Source organism: Sphingobacterium sp. NPDC055346, from assembly GCF_053645235.1.
Genome location: NZ_JBSHMI010000005.1, coordinates 143,852 through 161,917 on the forward strand (window position 1 = coordinate 143,852; position 18,066 = coordinate 161,917).

Annotated in this window: 12 protein-coding genes; 9 read left to right on the forward strand and 3 right to left on the reverse strand. The window is 40.2% G+C overall.

Annotation, left to right across the window (positions count from 1 at the left end):
- Positions 1–4 precede the first annotated feature (4 nt).
- From ACWICE_RS11650 to ACWICE_RS11665, 4 genes are all read left to right on the forward strand, one after another.
- Positions 5–973: an MraY family glycosyltransferase gene (locus ACWICE_RS11650; protein WP_454298452.1), complete on the forward strand. Its 969-nt coding sequence runs from the start codon at positions 5–7 to the stop codon at positions 971–973.
- Between the two features lie 3 nt (positions 974–976).
- The gene (locus tag ACWICE_RS11655) at positions 977–1,402 is read left to right on the forward strand and encodes a WxcM-like domain-containing protein (protein ID WP_454298453.1); all 426 of its coding nucleotides are present in this window, start codon (positions 977–979) and stop codon (positions 1,400–1,402) included.
- A gap of 151 nt (positions 1,403–1,553) precedes the next feature.
- Complete coding sequence (locus tag ACWICE_RS11660) at positions 1,554–2,333, forward strand: polysaccharide biosynthesis/export family protein (protein ID WP_454298454.1); 780 nt, start codon at positions 1,554–1,556, stop codon at positions 2,331–2,333.
- Between the two features lie 30 nt (positions 2,334–2,363).
- On the forward strand, positions 2,364–4,763 hold the full coding sequence (locus ACWICE_RS11665; RefSeq protein ID WP_454298455.1) for a GumC family protein: 2,400 nt from the start codon (positions 2,364–2,366) through the stop codon (positions 4,761–4,763).
- 311 nt (positions 4,764–5,074) lie between these two features.
- Here the strand turns inward: ACWICE_RS11665 and ACWICE_RS11670 are convergent, their stop codons facing one another.
- Both ACWICE_RS11670 and ACWICE_RS11675 read right to left on the reverse strand, forming a co-directional pair.
- Positions 5,075–5,971: a hypothetical protein gene (locus ACWICE_RS11670; protein WP_454298456.1), complete on the reverse strand. Its 897-nt coding sequence runs from the start codon at positions 5,969–5,971 to the stop codon at positions 5,075–5,077.
- A gap of 857 nt (positions 5,972–6,828) precedes the next feature.
- Positions 6,829–8,070 (reverse strand): IS4 family transposase, encoded by a 1,242-nt coding sequence (locus ACWICE_RS11675; RefSeq protein WP_454298457.1) that lies wholly within the window; start codon positions 8,068–8,070, stop codon positions 6,829–6,831.
- A 122-nt stretch (positions 8,071–8,192) separates the two neighbouring features.
- Here ACWICE_RS11675 and ACWICE_RS11680 point away from each other — a divergent pair, with 122 nt between their 5' ends.
- From ACWICE_RS11680 to ACWICE_RS11690, 3 genes are all read left to right on the forward strand, one after another.
- A complete protein-coding gene (locus ACWICE_RS11680; RefSeq protein WP_454298458.1) occupies positions 8,193–8,507 on the forward strand; it encodes a helix-turn-helix transcriptional regulator in 315 nt (104 codons plus the stop codon).
- A gap of 820 nt (positions 8,508–9,327) precedes the next feature.
- On the forward strand, positions 9,328–9,978 hold the full coding sequence (locus ACWICE_RS11685) for a DUF6266 family protein (RefSeq protein WP_454298459.1): 651 nt from the start codon (positions 9,328–9,330) through the stop codon (positions 9,976–9,978).
- 296 nt (positions 9,979–10,274) lie between these two features.
- Positions 10,275–12,194, forward strand: a complete 1,920-nt coding sequence (locus ACWICE_RS11690) for a polysaccharide biosynthesis protein (protein ID WP_454298460.1) — start codon at positions 10,275–10,277, stop codon at positions 12,192–12,194.
- Between the two features lie 136 nt (positions 12,195–12,330).
- On the opposite strand, the gene ACWICE_RS11695 is transcribed toward ACWICE_RS11690, so the two are convergent.
- On the reverse strand, positions 12,331–12,549 hold the full coding sequence (locus ACWICE_RS11695) for a helix-turn-helix transcriptional regulator (protein WP_454298461.1): 219 nt from the start codon (positions 12,547–12,549) through the stop codon (positions 12,331–12,333).
- 837 nt (positions 12,550–13,386) lie between these two features.
- Between ACWICE_RS11695 and ACWICE_RS11700 the strand changes: the two genes are divergently transcribed.
- Positions 13,387–16,683, forward strand: coding sequence for a SusC/RagA family TonB-linked outer membrane protein (locus ACWICE_RS11700; RefSeq protein WP_454298462.1), 3,297 nt, complete (start codon positions 13,387–13,389; stop codon positions 16,681–16,683).
- Positions 16,684–16,688: 5 nt separating this feature from the next.
- Positions 16,689–18,065, forward strand: a complete 1,377-nt coding sequence (locus tag ACWICE_RS11705; RefSeq protein ID WP_454298463.1) for a RagB/SusD family nutrient uptake outer membrane protein — start codon at positions 16,689–16,691, stop codon at positions 18,063–18,065.
- The last annotated feature ends 1 nt before the right edge of the window (position 18,066 follow it).

An 18,066-nucleotide genomic window follows, 5' to 3' on the forward strand; every position in this document is an offset into this window, starting at 1 on the left:
ATTAATGGAATATCTTATTTTGCTATCAGTGTTATTTGTCATCGAGACCTTGTATTTTAAAGTTGCTGACAAATACAATATCATTGATAAACCTAATTTGCGATCATCACATACAAGTATTACACTAAGAGGTGGTGGAATAATATTTTATTTCGGAGCATTGTCATATTTTATTTTATCTGATTATCAATATCCTTGGTTCTTTTTAGGGTTAACATTAATGACAATTATATCTTTTATAGATGATATGGTTACTTTGTCAAATAAGATTAGGTTAATCATTCATTTTGGGGCCGTGCTCTTGATGGTATATCAATTAAATGTTTTTACTTTACCTTGGTATTATTTACTTATAACCTTTGTTGTTGTAGTTGGAGTTATAAATGCTTATAATTTTATGGATGGGATTAACGGCATAACAGCTTGTTATAGCCTAGCAGTTGGTGGTCTTTTAATGTTAACCAACACAGAAATTGGATTTATAGATCAGAAATTACTTGTATATTCCCTTATTGGCGTATTAGTCTTTGCGTTTTTTAATTTTCGAACAAAAGCAAAAACCTTTGCAGGGGATGTTGGAGCGGTATCAATTGCATATATATTATTATTCTGTTTAGGAGCATTAATAATTAAAACGGAGAATTTTATTTATATGTTGTTTTTAAGTGTGTATGGTATTGACGCGATATGGACTATACTTAGAAGGTTGAAATTAGGGGAGAATATATTTGAAGCTCATAGGTCACATTTATATCAATTTTTGGGTAATGAAGCAGGATACAATAAATTGTTAATTTCATTTTCATATGGATTGTTTCAATTTTTAATTGGCCTTCTTGTTATATGGGTTTCCTATTATAGTTTTATAGTCCAATTAGGTTTTGCTATTGGGTTATTATTAGGAGCTAGTGTGATTTATTTAGTTTTAAAGGAATTTATTATAAAGAGATTTGTAGTAAAAAATATATCTTAGAATATGATTCAATTTATTGAGGGTGGTATAGCAAAAGATCACAGAGGTCAGATCAGATTTGTCAATGATTTTGATATGGAGGAAGTCAAGAGATTTTATGTTATTAAAAATGTTGATACTGATTTCGTTAGAGGTTGGAGAGGTCATCGTATTGAGAAACGTTGGTTTTATGTTTTAAGTGGATCTTTTTTGGTTAGTATAGTGAGAGTTAATGATTGGGAAAATGCTTCTCGAAATTTGCCCGTTGAAAATCAGATTCTAAAGGCAGATGATAGTAGATTATTACATGTTGCAGAAGGACATTGTACCGCATTTCAAGCTATGGAGAAAGATAGTGAATTATTAGTTTTTGCAAATTTTAGTATTGAAAATTCTAAAAATGATGATTACACTTGGCCTATAGATTATTTTTTAAATCGTAAAATTTAATTTTCATTTTTAGAATTTCAAAATCTAGGTTTGTTTTCTAGATTATTATATAATTGTTAACAACGAATTATAAAAAACATTACTTTTGCACAGAGTATACAAAAAATTGGAAAGCTTTTTGCTGTTGCATTCGCTAATAAATGTAAAAAATATGTTTAAACGTATCTTTGGAGGACTTTTTTCAGTTCTCATCCTGATAATTTTCTTTTGTTCATCTTGTGCGAGTAAGAAAAATATGGTTTATTTTCAGCCAGATTCAGTTCAATTGAATACAATGTATGAACTTAATGCTCCAAAGTTGCAACCTGGTGATATATTAGCAATATCCGTAACCGCAGATGACATAAGGGCGACTGTTCCTTTTAATCAAGTTTCACCTTACCAAGGAGCTGCTGGTACTTTACAATCCACAAATCCATTTATTCCTACTTATTCAATAGACAGTAATGGTGATATAGATTTTCCTAAAATTGGTAAAATTAAGCTCGGAGGGAAAACACGCACTCAGGCCATGGATCTATTGAGGACGGAAGTTGCAAAATATATTGTTGATCCAGGGATTTCAATGGTAGTAAGGAATTTTCGAGTAACTATTTTAGGAGAAGTTCTACGTCCTGGAACTTTTACAATTGAGAACGATCGCCTTACAATTTTGGAGGCACTGGGTTTAGCAGGTGATATGACAATTTATGGAGAAAGAAATAATGTTTTAGTAATTCGAGAACAAGACGGCAAAAAACAAGAGTTTCGTTTAGACTTGACTAAGAGGGAAACTTTGAATTCACCAGCTTATTATCTGACACAAAATGATGTAGTATATGTTGAGCCAAATGGAGCAAGAATTCAAAACTCAAAATATACTGCGACCACTTCGATTTTTGTTTCAGTTGTAGGTTTAATAATTACTGTTGTATCAGTAGTCACTCGTTAAATTTTAATCAGAAGAGAAGTTAAAGCAAATATGAAGAACAACCCTTACCCTCAAGTTAAGGATTCCGAAGAGCAGGAATTGAACCTTAAACAAATTTTTGAGCAATATGCTTTTTATTGGAAATGGTTTATAGTGTCAATTGTATTTTTTTTATTGATTGCATTTACATATTTGAGATATGCTGAACAGATTTATAATATTACTGCAAAGATATTATTGCAAGATGAAAAACAACCTTCTGGTGAATTAGCTGGTTTAGCTGAGTTAACTGCTTTGACGGGCATGGGTTCTGCCTCTTCGGCCTTTGTGGCTGACCAAATTGACGTCATGAAATCACGCCGAATTCTTCGAAAGGTTGTAGAATTAAATAGATTAAATGTTACTTATTTCAATAAAGGTAATGTTAAGTCTTCCGAAGTAACCGAAAACATGTCACCCTTAAAGTTAGTTATATTAGATTCTGCTAAGGAACTTTTAGATTCCGTAACCTATGTTTTAACAGTAAGTAAAAAAGGTGATATATTCAAAATAAAAGATGATGAAAATGGGGTTAGGGATTTTAAAGTAGGACAAAAAATAAATTCACCAATTGGACAAATAACATTTGTACCACAAGGAAGTTCTAAAAATTGGGATGATGATTTAATTATTTCATACCAGCCGATTGAAAGTACGGTTGATGATCTCTTAGAAACTATTGAAGTTTCGCCGAATAAAGATAAGCAGTCATTTGTTGTTAATTTTTCTATGGATCATCCAAATAGAGAGAAGGCTACCTTAATATTGAATTCCTTAATTGAACAATATAATGTAGATGTTACTTCTGATAAAGCTCAGGTAACCCATGCGACTTCCAATTTTATTAATTCACGTTTAGAACTAATTTCTAGTGACTTATCTGATGCCGATTCAAAGGTGGCAGATTATAAAGATAGGAACCAAATGGTTGATATGAACGCAGAGGCAGAATTGTATATGCAGAATGCTACAGCTAATGAACGTCAATTAGTAGAGTTCCAAACTCAATTGGGATTGGCTGATATGCTGAGAAATGCTTCATCAAAAGAAGAATATACATTATTGCCATCAAATATTGGATTAAATGATCCGTCAATACAATCAAATATTGAGAACTATAATAAGTTAATTCTAGAAAGAAATGACTTGCTAAAATCTGCAACACCTAACAACCCAATTGTGCAGCAATTGAATGGTAATATTTCAATTGTAAATCGGAATTTAAATTCTTCATTGGAAAATTATCGAAAAGTTCTGCAAGGCAATGTTAATGCATTACAAGGGCAAAAAAGGCAGTTTGAGAATAGGTTGAATACATTGCCATCAAAAGAACGCGGTTTTAAAGATATTTCAAGGCAGCAACAAACAGTAGAAAGTATATACCTGTTTTTATTGCAAAAAAGAGAAGAAACAGAAATTCAAGCAGCGGCAACACCTGCAAATCTGAAAGTAATTGACCATGCTTATGGATCTGTAATTCCTGTATCACCAAGAAAATTAGTAGTTTTATTAGGAGCGATTATTGCCGGCTGTTTAATCCCTTTTGGAATTTTGTACCTGAAATTCTTAATGGATAATAAAGTCCATTCAAGAAAAGATATTGAGGAGAGATTTAATGCCCCAATATTAGGTGAAATTCCAGCATCGGATGATCCCGTAGTTAAAGATAATGATCGGTCTTCTTTGGCAGAGGCATTTAGAATTTTGAGGACAAATATAGCCTTTATGTTAGGTGCAAAAAAGGATTCTGCAGTAATTTTTGTAACCTCAACGACATCTGGTGAAGGTAAATCTTTTGTATCTACAAATTTATCTAGAATATTGGCAATGTCAGGGAAGAAAGTTTTATTAATTGGAGCAGATATTCGTTCCCCAAAAGTTTTAGATTATTTGGGATTGTCGCATTTACAACATACAAATATTGGAATAACTCAATATTTAATTAATCCAGAGATGCCAGTTGATAATATAATTATTCATAAGCCTACACCTTACGATTTTGATATTATTTATTCTGGTTATATTGCACCAAATCCGGCCGAATTATTAATGAACGGTCATTTTAAAGAAGTAATAGATTACGGTCGTGAAAATTATGATTTTGTAATCGTTGATACAGCTCCGGTGAGTTTAGTAACTGATACTCTTTTAATTTCGGAATATGCTGACCTTACAATTTATGTTGCAAGAGCAAATTATTTAGATAAACGTCTTTTAAATGTACCTAAAGAACTTTATGAAGATGGTAAACTACGCAATATGGCTGTTGTGCTTAATGATGTGGATTTTGCGAGAGGATATGGTTATGGATACGGTTATGGCTATGGATATGGTTACATTGATTCTAGTTCAGTATCTATTCGAGCAAAATTGAAAAAGAAATTATCTAAATTATTTTCTAAGAAAAAATAAAAGTTTAATTTATATTCTTTAAAAAATAAAAATTGACATCCACACGTTAATTTTTATTTTTCGAATAGTCCAACGATGTCTTCGTTGGACTATTCTATTTGTGCCCAGCATTGGCCTAAATATCCGTCTTTTGAAGTAATATTGCTCTCAATTTGTAATTCATAGGACGGATAGGTTCAGGAGGGATAAGGTTGTGTCGAATAAAAAAGTCCAATAGGAAACGATTTCGGACTTCAAACAAAAATCTAATTAACTTGACTATGTTAATTTAGTTCATTTTAAAAATGAAGAATATTAGCCAAATCATTTGATTAATTCGTCGAATTACTGCTTATTCCACACATATAATCTAAAGTTCTTTTCGTTTCTTTAGTTTCAATGATTTCGCCATTGATATCTGATTTAGTCATGTTTTCAGATATTTTAACTATCCTATTTTGGGTATCCCGTTCATATATAAAATCAACTTGAACTTTACTATCAATTGGCTCACCATAAAGGTAAGTAGATTCTATTTTCTTTGTTACTAAATTCTTGTTTTTTATTAGTGGAAAATTGGGGCCGTATATTGGAAAACTTTCTGAGAACTTACCGAATATATTAGATAAACTCCAAAAATCACCAAGTTGGCTCTCCATGGTTTGATCATAATAATATTTCGTTACAACAGTCACGCCTAACGGCACACCTAATTTCACTGTTTCTTCAACCATATTGCCATTTTCCCAAGCGAAATTGACTTCATAGGCTGAAAATAATGAATTCCCAGAATGAATAACTTCACCCTTATCATTATATTCATGAAAAACTGCCGCTGTATCAGGATAATTTAAATCAGAGTTAAACTTAGTTTCTATTACAATTTTATTATTTTCATCTAACTCTGCAATCCTTCGAAACAAAATTTTATCCTTAATTGTATCAATCCTTGTCAATTCAATTTTCTGGTTTGAGTAGATAAATTTATCTACTGCATTTAGGGAGTCAGTTGTTCGACTAATAATATTTCCGGAAGTATCATACCGTAGTAGAATTGTAGACCCGTCATTGGGATCTGAATACTCACCTCTTACTATGAGACAAACGGAATCATTCATTTCAGGAGGGTTTGAATATTCAGGGTTATTTGTGCAACTTACAACGACGGCATATGTTAATAAAAGCACCCAATATGATTTTAAAACGCGCCATTTAAATAAATTTTTCATAACATAATAATTTAAAACAAAATAAGTAATCAAAAAAAATATTTATAATTGAATACGATAACAAATATTTAAAAACAATCTAACTGTCAAATTGCTAATAATAAATAATAAAAGAATGAATTTTGTTTTATTATTTGTGAAGTATTTTATTTAATAACAATATTATTTACAAAGAATTATTTATATAGAAGTATCCGTATCCGCCCGAATAACTACATGTTTGATTCTTAATGATTATTCTAATAATTCTGCTGAATGATAACTTTTAAGTCTTTGTGGTTGATTGACATGATATTTTCTAAGATATATCACAACCATTTGTAGAGGTTCACATCTTGCTTTTTATAGATGGTGGCGAAAAAGGAATAGATCATTGCCGATTTCTGAGCTGCCTAATTGCCTGCGAAGATGTATATAAATACCCACCATTATCTAAAAAATGCAATATTTACTTCTTTTCACGGATAGGTTATTCGAATGTACATTCCAATTCAGTATCGCTTAGGGTGAAAATTAGAAAACAATTTAAAAAGCTTTTCAAAAAGAAAAAGTAATGAACCTTGAATAATTGAACATGATTTCAATTATTTGTTATAAATTTATTAAATCAATAATTGACATCCACACGTTAATTTTGATTTTTCGTAAGTCCAATGAATTATTTCATTGGACTTTTTTGTTATAGTTTACGACCACATCAGCTTATTTTTTACAAATTTTTACTTGGTAACAATCTGGTGATCAATACTTAATATCAGTACTGTCCTAAATAAATTTTTTGGCATAAAAAATCCTTCTCCATTTGTGTTCAATTGAAGAATTTGGTTAATTACTGGAAAGGTATCCTATGTGTGTTACTAAAAGAGCACATATTGTCCTTTTTTATCGGGAGGTTTTCCTGAAATGAACGGATCATCCGCCCATTTCCACAGATCAATTTTCACGAATATGTTCAGCCTGATAAAGTTGACCAGATTCGAGAGGTTCCAGTCGTACTTTGCTTTCTTCTGAATGTACTTAAAGAGCAGGATCCCGATAAGTGCAGTCCATATTTGAATGTACACTGCATTTTCAGATGTTCCCACAAAACTGGTTACCTTAAGCCGTTGTTTGAGGTGCTTGAAGAAGGTTTCAATCTCCCAACGTTCTTTATAGAGCGCTGCTACGGTGGCTGGTTTCCAGGAGAAATTATTGGTCAGGAACTCGTATTCCACGTTTTTGGTGCTGTCCCAAACGCGAACCAAACGCATCTTCTTTCCTGCATACCTTTGATTGGCAAGTCCGCCAAGCTCAACAAGCTGATCTTCAAGGATCCCGCCAGCACGAAGCTCTTCACCCTTTACCGTTTTCACTAGGGTATATTTCATGTTGGATTTCGCCCGGGTAACAAAGAAACAGCCGGTGCTGTCCAAAACGTTCATCCAAGCATAATCCACATAGCCCCGGTCTACAACAACCACGCAACCTTTGGGAAATGACATCGACTTAGCAATTTTGGATTCATGCTGTTTGCCATCGGTAATATGGACGAAACTCGGCATGCAGCCATCGTAATCCAATACGGTGTGTAGCTTCACCGCTCCCTTGGCACTACGGAACTTGGCCCAGTCAAATACGCTTAAGCACAATGGAATGATGGTAGCATCCATCAAAAACACCTTACGTTGTAATCTTCGCAATTCCGTCCTTTTATGAGGATGATGTTGCCATAGGTGATCCAAAAGCTTATAATACAGATCCCTGAAAAGACCGTGGTCCCGATTAGCGTTCATATAGGAAAGGTTGGACTTGCTCGGCGTTCTGGAGATACCCATATGGCTCATGTTGCCAGTAGTGCTGCGGAGTCCATTAGAAATGTCCCGAACCGAATCCGCAGAGGATAAATGGCAGAATAGCATGCTCACAAAATGTGTCCAGCTGTTGATGCCCTTATGATGCTTGTCGGATTGGTATTGTTGAACCAATCTGCCAAAAATGTCTCGATCGATTAGACCCAAAATCTGGGAAAATACGTTGATATTTACCATGGCGATGGAGGTTTTTTTAGCGAAATAAATATAGCATTCCCTGCTATATAAATCCACCGCCATTTTTTCCATCGTTTAGGACGCTACTGACTTAATATTATTTTATCGAAGAATAATTAATTAAATATTAAATTTATATTGTTTAGTGATAAGGATTTGATTTTATTTTTTTATCCAATATAAATATAGTTCGTATGTCAACAGATTCACAGAACCCCAACAACAAAACAATTCTTAGAATTCGTAAAACTTTAGAGAAATTTTATAATAATAGCCGTTTTCAAAGCGGTGAAATAACCCTTATTACTAGATACCTTGCCAAGATTACCAAGATCCATAATTCTACCTCCCCTCTTGAACTGCCTGCTCCAAAGCTCTACAACATGGATGATATCATCAAAATGTTGGGGATCAGTAAATCAACTTACTTTCGGTTAAGAAATTCCGGTGAACTAAAACCTACTAAGGTTGGTGGAAGGGATTATTGTCGGCAAGAAGATATTGATTGAATCCTCAGTTTTAAAAAAACAAAATAAACCTCTTGTTAATTGTTTTAGTAATTTTTATCAGTTTAATATATTTACTTGTCCAAATAATCTAGCTGTTAATTGTACTTCTATGACTTTAAGATATTTATTCTTGCAATAAATATCCACTAAAAATTTTGAAGTCTTATTTATTTTTTTTAGTTCGGTGCTTCGAATACTGGATTCGAATCGATCCCTTAGCAGATCGGAAGGGCAACCAACGCAACCTTCAAAACCAATATAATCAATACAAGCTGCCCGCTCACAAATCCAGGATTTTCCCATTTTATTCCTTGTACAATATAAATGTTTAAATCAATGTGGTTTAAATAAATATGCCACACCGTTGGTGTTGCTCCGCCGTGGCAGGTGCCTCCACCTGCCACGGAATGCATGCCTATGTCCTCCCTCTGATTCTATAAGTTTTTTTAAGCCTGCGCTTCGGATCCTGGTTTCGACTCAACCAGCGCAGGTAACGGCTATGGCTTCTTGACCGGCTTCGGCTCGGGCCCTTCGACTCCGCTATTAGGGACCGAGCCGAAGGGCAGCCAACGCTGCGACTAGCTTGGGCGTTGCTAGCGACCGGCATGAACGGGATGGTTGATGTCTCCAGCGACCATCTTAAGCTTTAGTCGAGATTCGGCTTGATGCATTCTATGTCAATTGGTGTCTTTGAGAATCAATTAGTTTCAATTAGTCTCATTTCGTGTCAAATGTTGTTTTTGTGTACTAGAATATGGAGTTTGGCTGTCAGATAGGGCTCAATGGTTGGGTTCTGTGGAAAATTTAAATTGTTAATATTATGGCAAGAATTGGCAAGGGAGTCTTGGGTGTCTTCCAGGGAACAGTAGGAAATGTTGTTGGTGCATCATGGCGGGATATAGACTATATCCGCACGCGGCCCCGCCGTGTAAAGCGTGAGCCTTCAGAGAAGCAAATGCTGCAGCTGCATAAGTTCAGGGTAGGTTTGGATTTTATGAAGATGGTGAAGCAGGCATTTGAGGTAGGGCATATCGGCGTCAGCTTTACCAGGACAACGGTGTACTCAGAATCTTTTGGGCATGTCCTGAATGATGTGATCGTGGGGGAATATGCCAATTTTAGGATCGATCACAGCAGGGTTGAGATCAGTAAGGGACCTTTGTTGCGCGTGCATGACCTCAAATGGAACAGTACTGCGGAGGGAAAGGTCAAGGTGAGCTGGAGCAATGACCGGAACCTGTTCAATTCTGACGATACCGATCAGGTCATAGTGCTGCTGATGGACAAGGACAGGGAGTTGGTCTGGCTGTATGGGGCAGTGCAGCGCAAGGATCTGATGATGGAACTTAGTTTGACATCAAGCTCAGACCGGAAGAATTTAATTGCTTGGGCCTTTGTGTACAATGAGGAATCACGGAGATGTTCCGACAGTGAATTCCTGAAGGAGATCAAAGAGGAGGTCGTAGAGTAAGAAGATGGGAGGGTAGACCTCCCATTTTTATTATCTCATGTGGATGAAATTAAGTTCTTGTTAAATTATTGATTACATTGTTTCGCGAAGTTTATATTTCTATCTTTGTTAAAGATTTAATCAATCTAAGCAGAGTACACTAACGAGTTTAACCATAACTTGCTAAAAGACAATTGATAATATTTTTACGACATCTTGTGGCACTAACTTTGTGGCTGTTTACTCTGATACATGACACACGGACCTACTCCCAAAATAGGTTTGGCTTTAATTTTAAAGGAAAATATTAGTAGTTAATGGACATAGTTGGACTGAGAAAGTATTTCAAGAATGACAGCCCTAGGTGGGTTATCTTGCTGATCGATATGATGATAGTGATTTTTTGCTATTACCTATCGAATTTTGTGATTAATAGTTTCAAGGGAAGATTCACAGTCGAATTGATGGTCAAGAAGTCCCTGTTGATTGCTGGGGTCTATTACTTATCCTTTCTATATTTCAAGACATATCGCGGTATTGTAAGGCAGACTGGTTTTCGGGATGCCTGGGGAATTTTCAAAGCTGTATTTGCGGCTTGGGCAGTCCTGATGTTGGTTTCTACGGTTATACGGTTTAATTATGAACGTACGGCTGAAATCAGTGAATACCTACGTCCTTCTTATGCCGTTTTATTTACCCATGCATTCTTTACTACGGTATGTCTCGTGGCGGCAAGGATATTTTACCGCACCATCTATGAAGGCTTTTTCTTTAGTGGTCGCGAGGTTGAGAATGTGCTGATCTTTGGTGCCGGCAATATGGGTAACACCACCTTGAACCTACTCCGTAATGATACGCGCAGAAAGGTAAAGGTCGTTGCATTTGCGGATGATAACCCCAACAGAATCGGAAAAATGATCAATGGCTATAAGATTATCAGCATGGATCGCCTGACAAAAGAATTCGTTGAAAAACTGAAAGTGGACAGTATCATTATCGCATTGGATGACAACAACAAAGACCGGGTATCACGTATTTCCTCACAGATAGAACCATTACCTGTAAAACTCAAAATCATGCCTACATCGTCGAGGTTGATGAGCGGAAAGGTAGCTACGAGACAATTGCGTACCTTGAAGATCGATGATCTATTGGGCAGGGAGGCCATTAAACTGGAAAATCCTGTTGTCCATGAAATGATGCGGGACCGGGTTATCTTGGTTACGGGTGGAGCGGGATCTATTGGTTCGGAATTGGTACGTCAGATCAGCTTTACGGATTTTGATAAGTTGATCGTTATAGATCAGGCTGAATCTGCACTCTATGATATACAACAGGAATTAAAGGCTAATTGCCATAAAGACACTTTATTTATGGTCGGCAATGTTCGCGACCGTCAGTTTATGGAGTCTGTTTTTGAGCATTATCGACCACAGATTGTGTTCCATGCAGCGGCCTATAAGCATGTTCCTTTGATGGAGCAGAATCCTTATGAGTCTATCTTGACCAATATTTGGGGATCAAAGAACCTTGCCGATATGGCTGATAAATATGGAGTGGAGAAATTCGTAATGGTGTCTACGGACAAGGCGGTTAACCCTACTAATGTAATGGGGGCAACGAAGAGAGTAGCAGAGATCTACGTCTCTGCACTGAACAGACTGAGCAATACCAATTTTATTGTGACTCGATTTGGGAATGTTTTGGGTTCGAACGGTTCAGTGATACCATTATTTGAGAAGCAGCTGAAACGCGGCGGTCCATTAACAGTAACCCATAAAGATATTACGCGTTATTTTATGACCATTCCAGAGGCATGCCAATTGGTACAGGAGGCTGCGGTAATGGGTAAGGGCGGAGAGATCTATGTGTTCGACATGGGTCAACCTGTGAAGATCATGGATCTTGCGATACGAATGATCCGCCTAAAAGGCTATAATTATCCTGAAGACATCGGGATTGAAGTGACTGGACTGCGTCCGGGGGAAAAGATCTATGAGGAGTTGCTTGCGGACAATGAAAACACCACCAAGACGCATCATCAGAAAATTATGATCGCTAGGATAAGGACCGAAGAACTGGATGTCAACAAACAACGAATTGAGAATCTATGTGCTCAAGTAGCCAAGCAAGGCGCTAACCATAACCCAATGGTACTGGTCGAGCTGATCAAGGAAATCGTACCGGAATATATTTCGCAGAATTCTATTTTTGAAACGCTCGATAAAATTAATTAAACAATTGTGTTTTAGCTGGCTAGTTACGGACGGATGTCGGAAATATAATAATTTTCAAAACATTATTTCGCAAGAGGTCATGTGCTTGAAAACATTTATATTTTTATTTCTACAATTTATCAGAATATGTCTACGATTATTTAATCATCCATTCACTAGGATAGAGTAAGTCTCTAATGTCTACTTGCAAAAACTCTGCTAAGTCATTTAATGTATTTAAAGTAGGTTGTTGTTTATTATTAATCCATCGTGAAACTGTTTCTTTCTTTATTTTAAAATGGATTATTAAATCTTTATTTTTTAACCCTTTTTCCTCTAAAATTTCTCTTATACGATTGATTTTCTTAGGTGACATATTTTTTTTATTTTTTTAGTTGATTTTTAAAATCAACTTTACTATATTTGTAATGACGTATTAATGTATGACAAAAGTTTGAGCAGTAATTAGAATTAACTAATTAATACAACGAGTCTCCAACTTCTCAATTGGAACCTGGGATGGAGGCAGTAAGGTTATGCTCATTTCCTACGATTTATTATATCTTTGTATATATTTACGTAGGAGTGGGCCTTACTGTGAATCCGCTTTCAGGTTCCGCCTAGGATTGCCTAGGTCTGACCTAAGGTCACGGCCTTAGTGAGAAGAGCGGTGGATCGTAAGGTTGCACTCCTTACGTATTACTTGACTCGTTACATGATAAACCAAATAAATTATGTGGACGAAAATTATTGAAGCAAAGAAAAAAATGTCCTTGAAGGTCCAAGATTATCATTGCATATTTTCCGAGAAAAAATTTGTAAAGAACATATTCTGTTCACCAGAATAGGTTTAATCCCTAAAACAGGAAACAGAATGGCCCTTCGAATCGTAGTTTCAGGCCAAATCCTTCTTGTTATCCTGTTCCACCAGTCACCCTTCAAACAAACAGCAAAGGTCTATTGACCATTGTGAGGATCTATTAACAGATTTATTTCTCGACAATCTAAATCTAGGTTAATTTTTCCAGACTGTCAAGTATCCTTAACTGCTTATGGACCTAAAAATCCATGAGGGTGGCTGGTATTTTCTAAATAACCTGAAAATCAGTCCTTGGAAATCAATTATGAGATGTAATTCACCAAGACTTTTTTAGGTTGATCATCCACTACAGGATACCATTGTATAAAATGGTGCCCTGCAATCATTTAACCGATGAAACTAAATTATCTGATCAAAAAACTACATTACTTAAGGCCTTTCTCCACCCTTCCAAGAAGGATGGAGTCGCAGGGCCTCTCCAAACTCCCAATCAAGAGATTCTTCTTGCTATTGTTTTCATGTTGTTTCAGTTTGTTTAATAATCAGTTAGACGCCCAGGAGCCCCTATCGGGGGCAAATGGGCAAACTGTGATAACTGGAACGGTCATGGATTTCTATACAGATATGCCATTAGAGGGCTCAAACATCAGGATCGGAACATTAAGGGCAATGACCGACAGGAAAGGTCACTTTTCCCTTTCAGTCCCGTTCAAAACCACTGAACTGACCGTTACACATCAAGGCTACCGGGACACCACAATTTCCATCCCCAGGAAGCCTGTCCATCTGGAGGTCAGGATGAGGGCTGTCCAGAACCGGATCGAAGAGATCGAGGTGGTCAGCACCGGCTACCAGTCCATCCCAAGGGAAAGGGCAACGGGCAGTTTCTCATTTGTGGACTCCAAGACCATCCGGCGCAACCCGGGCATGAACCTGCTCTCCAGGTTGAACGGGGTCACCAACGGATTGCTGATCGATCGGAATTCGGGAAATCCGGACGGGCTGAGCGTAAGGGGCAGGAGCACTATATTTTCCAGTACGAGGCCACTCATCGTTGTAGATAACTTCCCGTACGAGGGTGACCTGGATAATATCAATCCCGATGACATACAGAGCGTTACAGTACTGAAAGATGCCACGGCGGCATCGATCTGGGGCGTCCGCTCTGGCAATGGCGTCATTGTCATTACCACCAAGAAGCCCAAGGAGAGGCTGTCGGTTGAATTTTCCTCCAATTTCCTGTTCAGGAAAAGGCCGGACCTGTCCACCGAAAGGTGGATGTCCTCCAGCGATTTCATAGATTCAGAGATATTTCTTTTCGAAAAGGGGTATTATGACAAGGACATCAACGTACCCTACCAGCAGATCTCACCGGTCGTTGAGATCCTGGCCCAGGTCAGGGACGGGTCACTGAGCGAGCTGCAGGGGAACTCGCAGATAGATGGATATAGGGGGCAAGATGTAAGGGCCGATCTAGAAAAATACTTCTATAGGGATCTCCTCCAGCACCAGCAGCAGTTCAGTGTTTCCTCCTCGACCCCTTCTTTCAGGAATATCCTGAGCGGGGGCATTGACAGGTCGATAAGTGACAGGGTGGGAAGCGAGAACGGACGTACCAGTGTAAGGAATGCCAGCAACTGGAATCTCCTAAAGGACCACATGACCCTAAATTCCGAAGTCTGGTATGTCCAAAGCAGTTCACAGGTGGACAATTCCCAGGGCTATACCCCCAAATATCCTTACGAAAGACTGGCCGACGGAAATGGGAATGCCCTAGAGGCATCCTATGGGACCTCCACGCTCAGGAGGTCGTACACAGATACCGCCGGATCAGGATACCTTCTCGACTGGAAATACCGTCCCTTGGACGAACTCCGGGGCTCGCTCTCCAGCTCGGAGCTCTCTGATAAGCAGTTGCGCTTTAATTTTGGGATAAAGGGCAAGCTGTACCGCAGCCTCAGCCTGGGCATCAGCTACCTGAACAGCACCAACTGGCAGGAAGGGAGTCTGCTCTACGGTAAGGAATCGTTCTATGTGAGGAACCTGGTCAACCAGTTCAGCTCATTCGATCCGGTGAACGGTACCATGGTAAGTCCAATCCCCGTCGGTGGGATCCTCAGCCGGAACGGTACAAGGATGGGCTCCCGGTACGGTCGGGCCCAGGCAGACTGGAACGAGACCATTGCGGACAGGCATTCCATTAGCGGTCTGCTGGGAATGGAATTCAGGCAGGACCGCAGGACCTTTGAGGACCATGGGCTCCTCTATGGTTACGACCCGGTCCTGGAGAACTTCTCCACGGTGGACATCTTCACCTATTTTCCGCTCTACCATAAGGGGACATATTCCCGCATTGCAAATGGGGGCAGCCGGACCCGGTACGTGGACAATAACCGCTCCTTCTATGGGCTGGTATCCTATAGCTACCGGGGGAACCTGGCCTTGAATGCCAGTTTCCGAAAGGACGAATCCAACATATTCGGTGTTAAGGCAAACCAAAAGGGCGTTCCCCTGTGGTCTGTGGGGGCCGCATATTCCTTTCATGAGGCCATTGGCTGGAAGCCGCTCGACATGCTCAAGCTCCGCGCCACCTATGGATACAACGGGAACATCGACAAGAACACTTCGGCATTCCTGACCTCGACCCTTTTCAGGACGCTGAACCCATGGGGTTACCCGATCGACAGGATCCTTAACCCACCCAACAGCACCCTCCGGTGGGAAAGGGTGAGGAACGTGAACATAGGCCTGGACTTTTCCCTGTTTGGAGACCGGTTCGGTGGGAGCCTGGAATATTACAGCAAGAAAGGGATGGACCTGATGGGGAACAGCCCACTGGCACCCCAGACTGGCGTGACGGAATTCTATGGGAACGTCGCAAACACCCTCACTGATGGGGTTGATCTTCAGCTCAGGGCACTATGGCTTGAGAGGGGCGGATTCGGCTTTCGGAGCGATCTCATCTTCAATGCGGTCAGCGACCGGGTGACCAAGTACCTGATGGATCCGGGGGCAAACAGGGATATCGTGTTCGCATCGGGCATCGTGCCGCTGGTGGGCCATCCCATAAATTCCCTTGTCCTGTTCAGGTCTTCCGGACTGGACGGGAACGGTGATCCGAAAGGATGGTCAGATGGCGGCCCCAGCACCGAGTACAGTGATATCCTGAACGGGCTTGACAGGACTGGCATCACCATAATGGGCTCTAAGGTTCCGACCAGGTTCGGGAGCCTCAGGAACACAGTTTCCTACAGAGGGGCCGAGCTTTCCTTCCAGGTCCTCTATAAGTGGGGTAATTTTGTCAGGGTAAACAACTCCTTCAGTTCCAATGGCCTGATCTCTGGCTCATACCGCTTTTCTGACTATGCCAGCAGATGGCAGGAAGCTGGGGACGAAGGGTCAACGGACGTCCCCCGTTTCAATTACCCCATGAATGCAAACCGGGAGGACTTCTATCAGTCCTCCGAGGTACTGGCGATCCCCGGTGGTACGGTGCGTCTGCAGGACGTGCGGCTTTCCTACCTTGTCAGACCTTTCGAAGGGCGGAGGAACTCGGCCCTGCAGCTCTATGTGTATGCATCGAACCTCGGGCTGCTGTGGAAACAGAATGACCGCGGACTCAATCCCGATCTCATTTCGGGATATAGGGTTCCCTCGGAATGGTCCATCGGAATGAAATTTAACTATTAACAACCATGAAGAATATATTGAAACTATTGACGGCCGCCCTGGTAATAGCCGGATGTTCCAAGGGCTTCCTCGAGGAACAGCCCAGCAGCAAGATCTTTACCCCGGAAAAGGTGGCCGATTTCCAGAGGCTCCTGGACAACTTTGACATGATAGGCCATACCAGTGTATTGCCCCAATTGTCTGCAGATGAATATTATATAGTCTCCGAGTCCAGTTGGCTGTCCAGCAGGACGGCCGTAGAGAGGAATTCTTACATATGGGAAGAGGATGTGTACGGAGGAGAGGTAGATATCGATGAATGGAACATACCCTACCGTACCGTATTCTACGCCAATAGCATCATCTCGCAGATCGATAGGGCGGGAGGGCCCGATGGCGGTGACGGGGGGCTCCGGGATGTCTACGGTCAGGCCCTGTTCCACAGGGCCAGGGCAAACTATGACCTCCTGAAGAACTATTCGGTGCCCTATGATGAATCCACTGCTTCCCGGGACCTTGGCATCCCCTTGAGGAAGGACCCATCGGTGGACTATAACCAGCCCCGGTCCACGGTTGAGGAATGCTATGATCTCATCTTCGACGACCTGGTAAGGTCGATCGATTTGCTGGCGAGCACCGGACCTATCCCGCAAAGGAACAGGGCGACAAAATTGGCATCCTATGCCATGCTGTCAAGGATATGCCTTTATCGCAGGGAATACGGCCTGGCGGAGAAATGGGCCGATGAGTTCCTCAAGAGGTACGATGTCCTGATCGATTACAATACCCTCTCCAGTACCTCTGTGGCCCCTTTCACCAGGACAAACGAGGAGCTTATCATGTTCGGGATCAGTACAAAATACAACAATGCAAGCAGCTACAGTTCGGCCAGGACATTCTTTGTCGACACGGCGCTGATCGACCTCTACGATAGGGACGACCTGCGGCGCTCGGTGTATTTCTTTGAAAGGGACCCTGGCCGCTACGTCATGAAAACGGGCTATAACGGGATCGCCCTTGTCCCCTTCACCGGGATGGCGGTCGACGAGGTCGTACTGAACAGGGCAGAGTGCCAGGCAAGGGGCAACAGGTTGGATCAGGCGGCCCAATCGATGAACCGGCTCCTGGAAAAGCGCTATAGGGAAGGGACCTATGAGCCTGTTACGTATCAGGACAGGGAGGTGGCCCTAGGCCATATCCTTCAGGAGCGCCGTAAGGAACTTGTCTGGCGGTGCCTGAGGTGGGATGACATCAAGAGACTGAACAAGGAGGGTGCTAACATTACCCTGAAGAGGGTGCTGGGAGGCAGGGAATTTATCCTGCTCCCCAATTCCCCGAGATATGTCTTCAATATCCCCCAGGACGAAATTAACAGGAGCGGTATAGAACAAAACAAGAGATAAC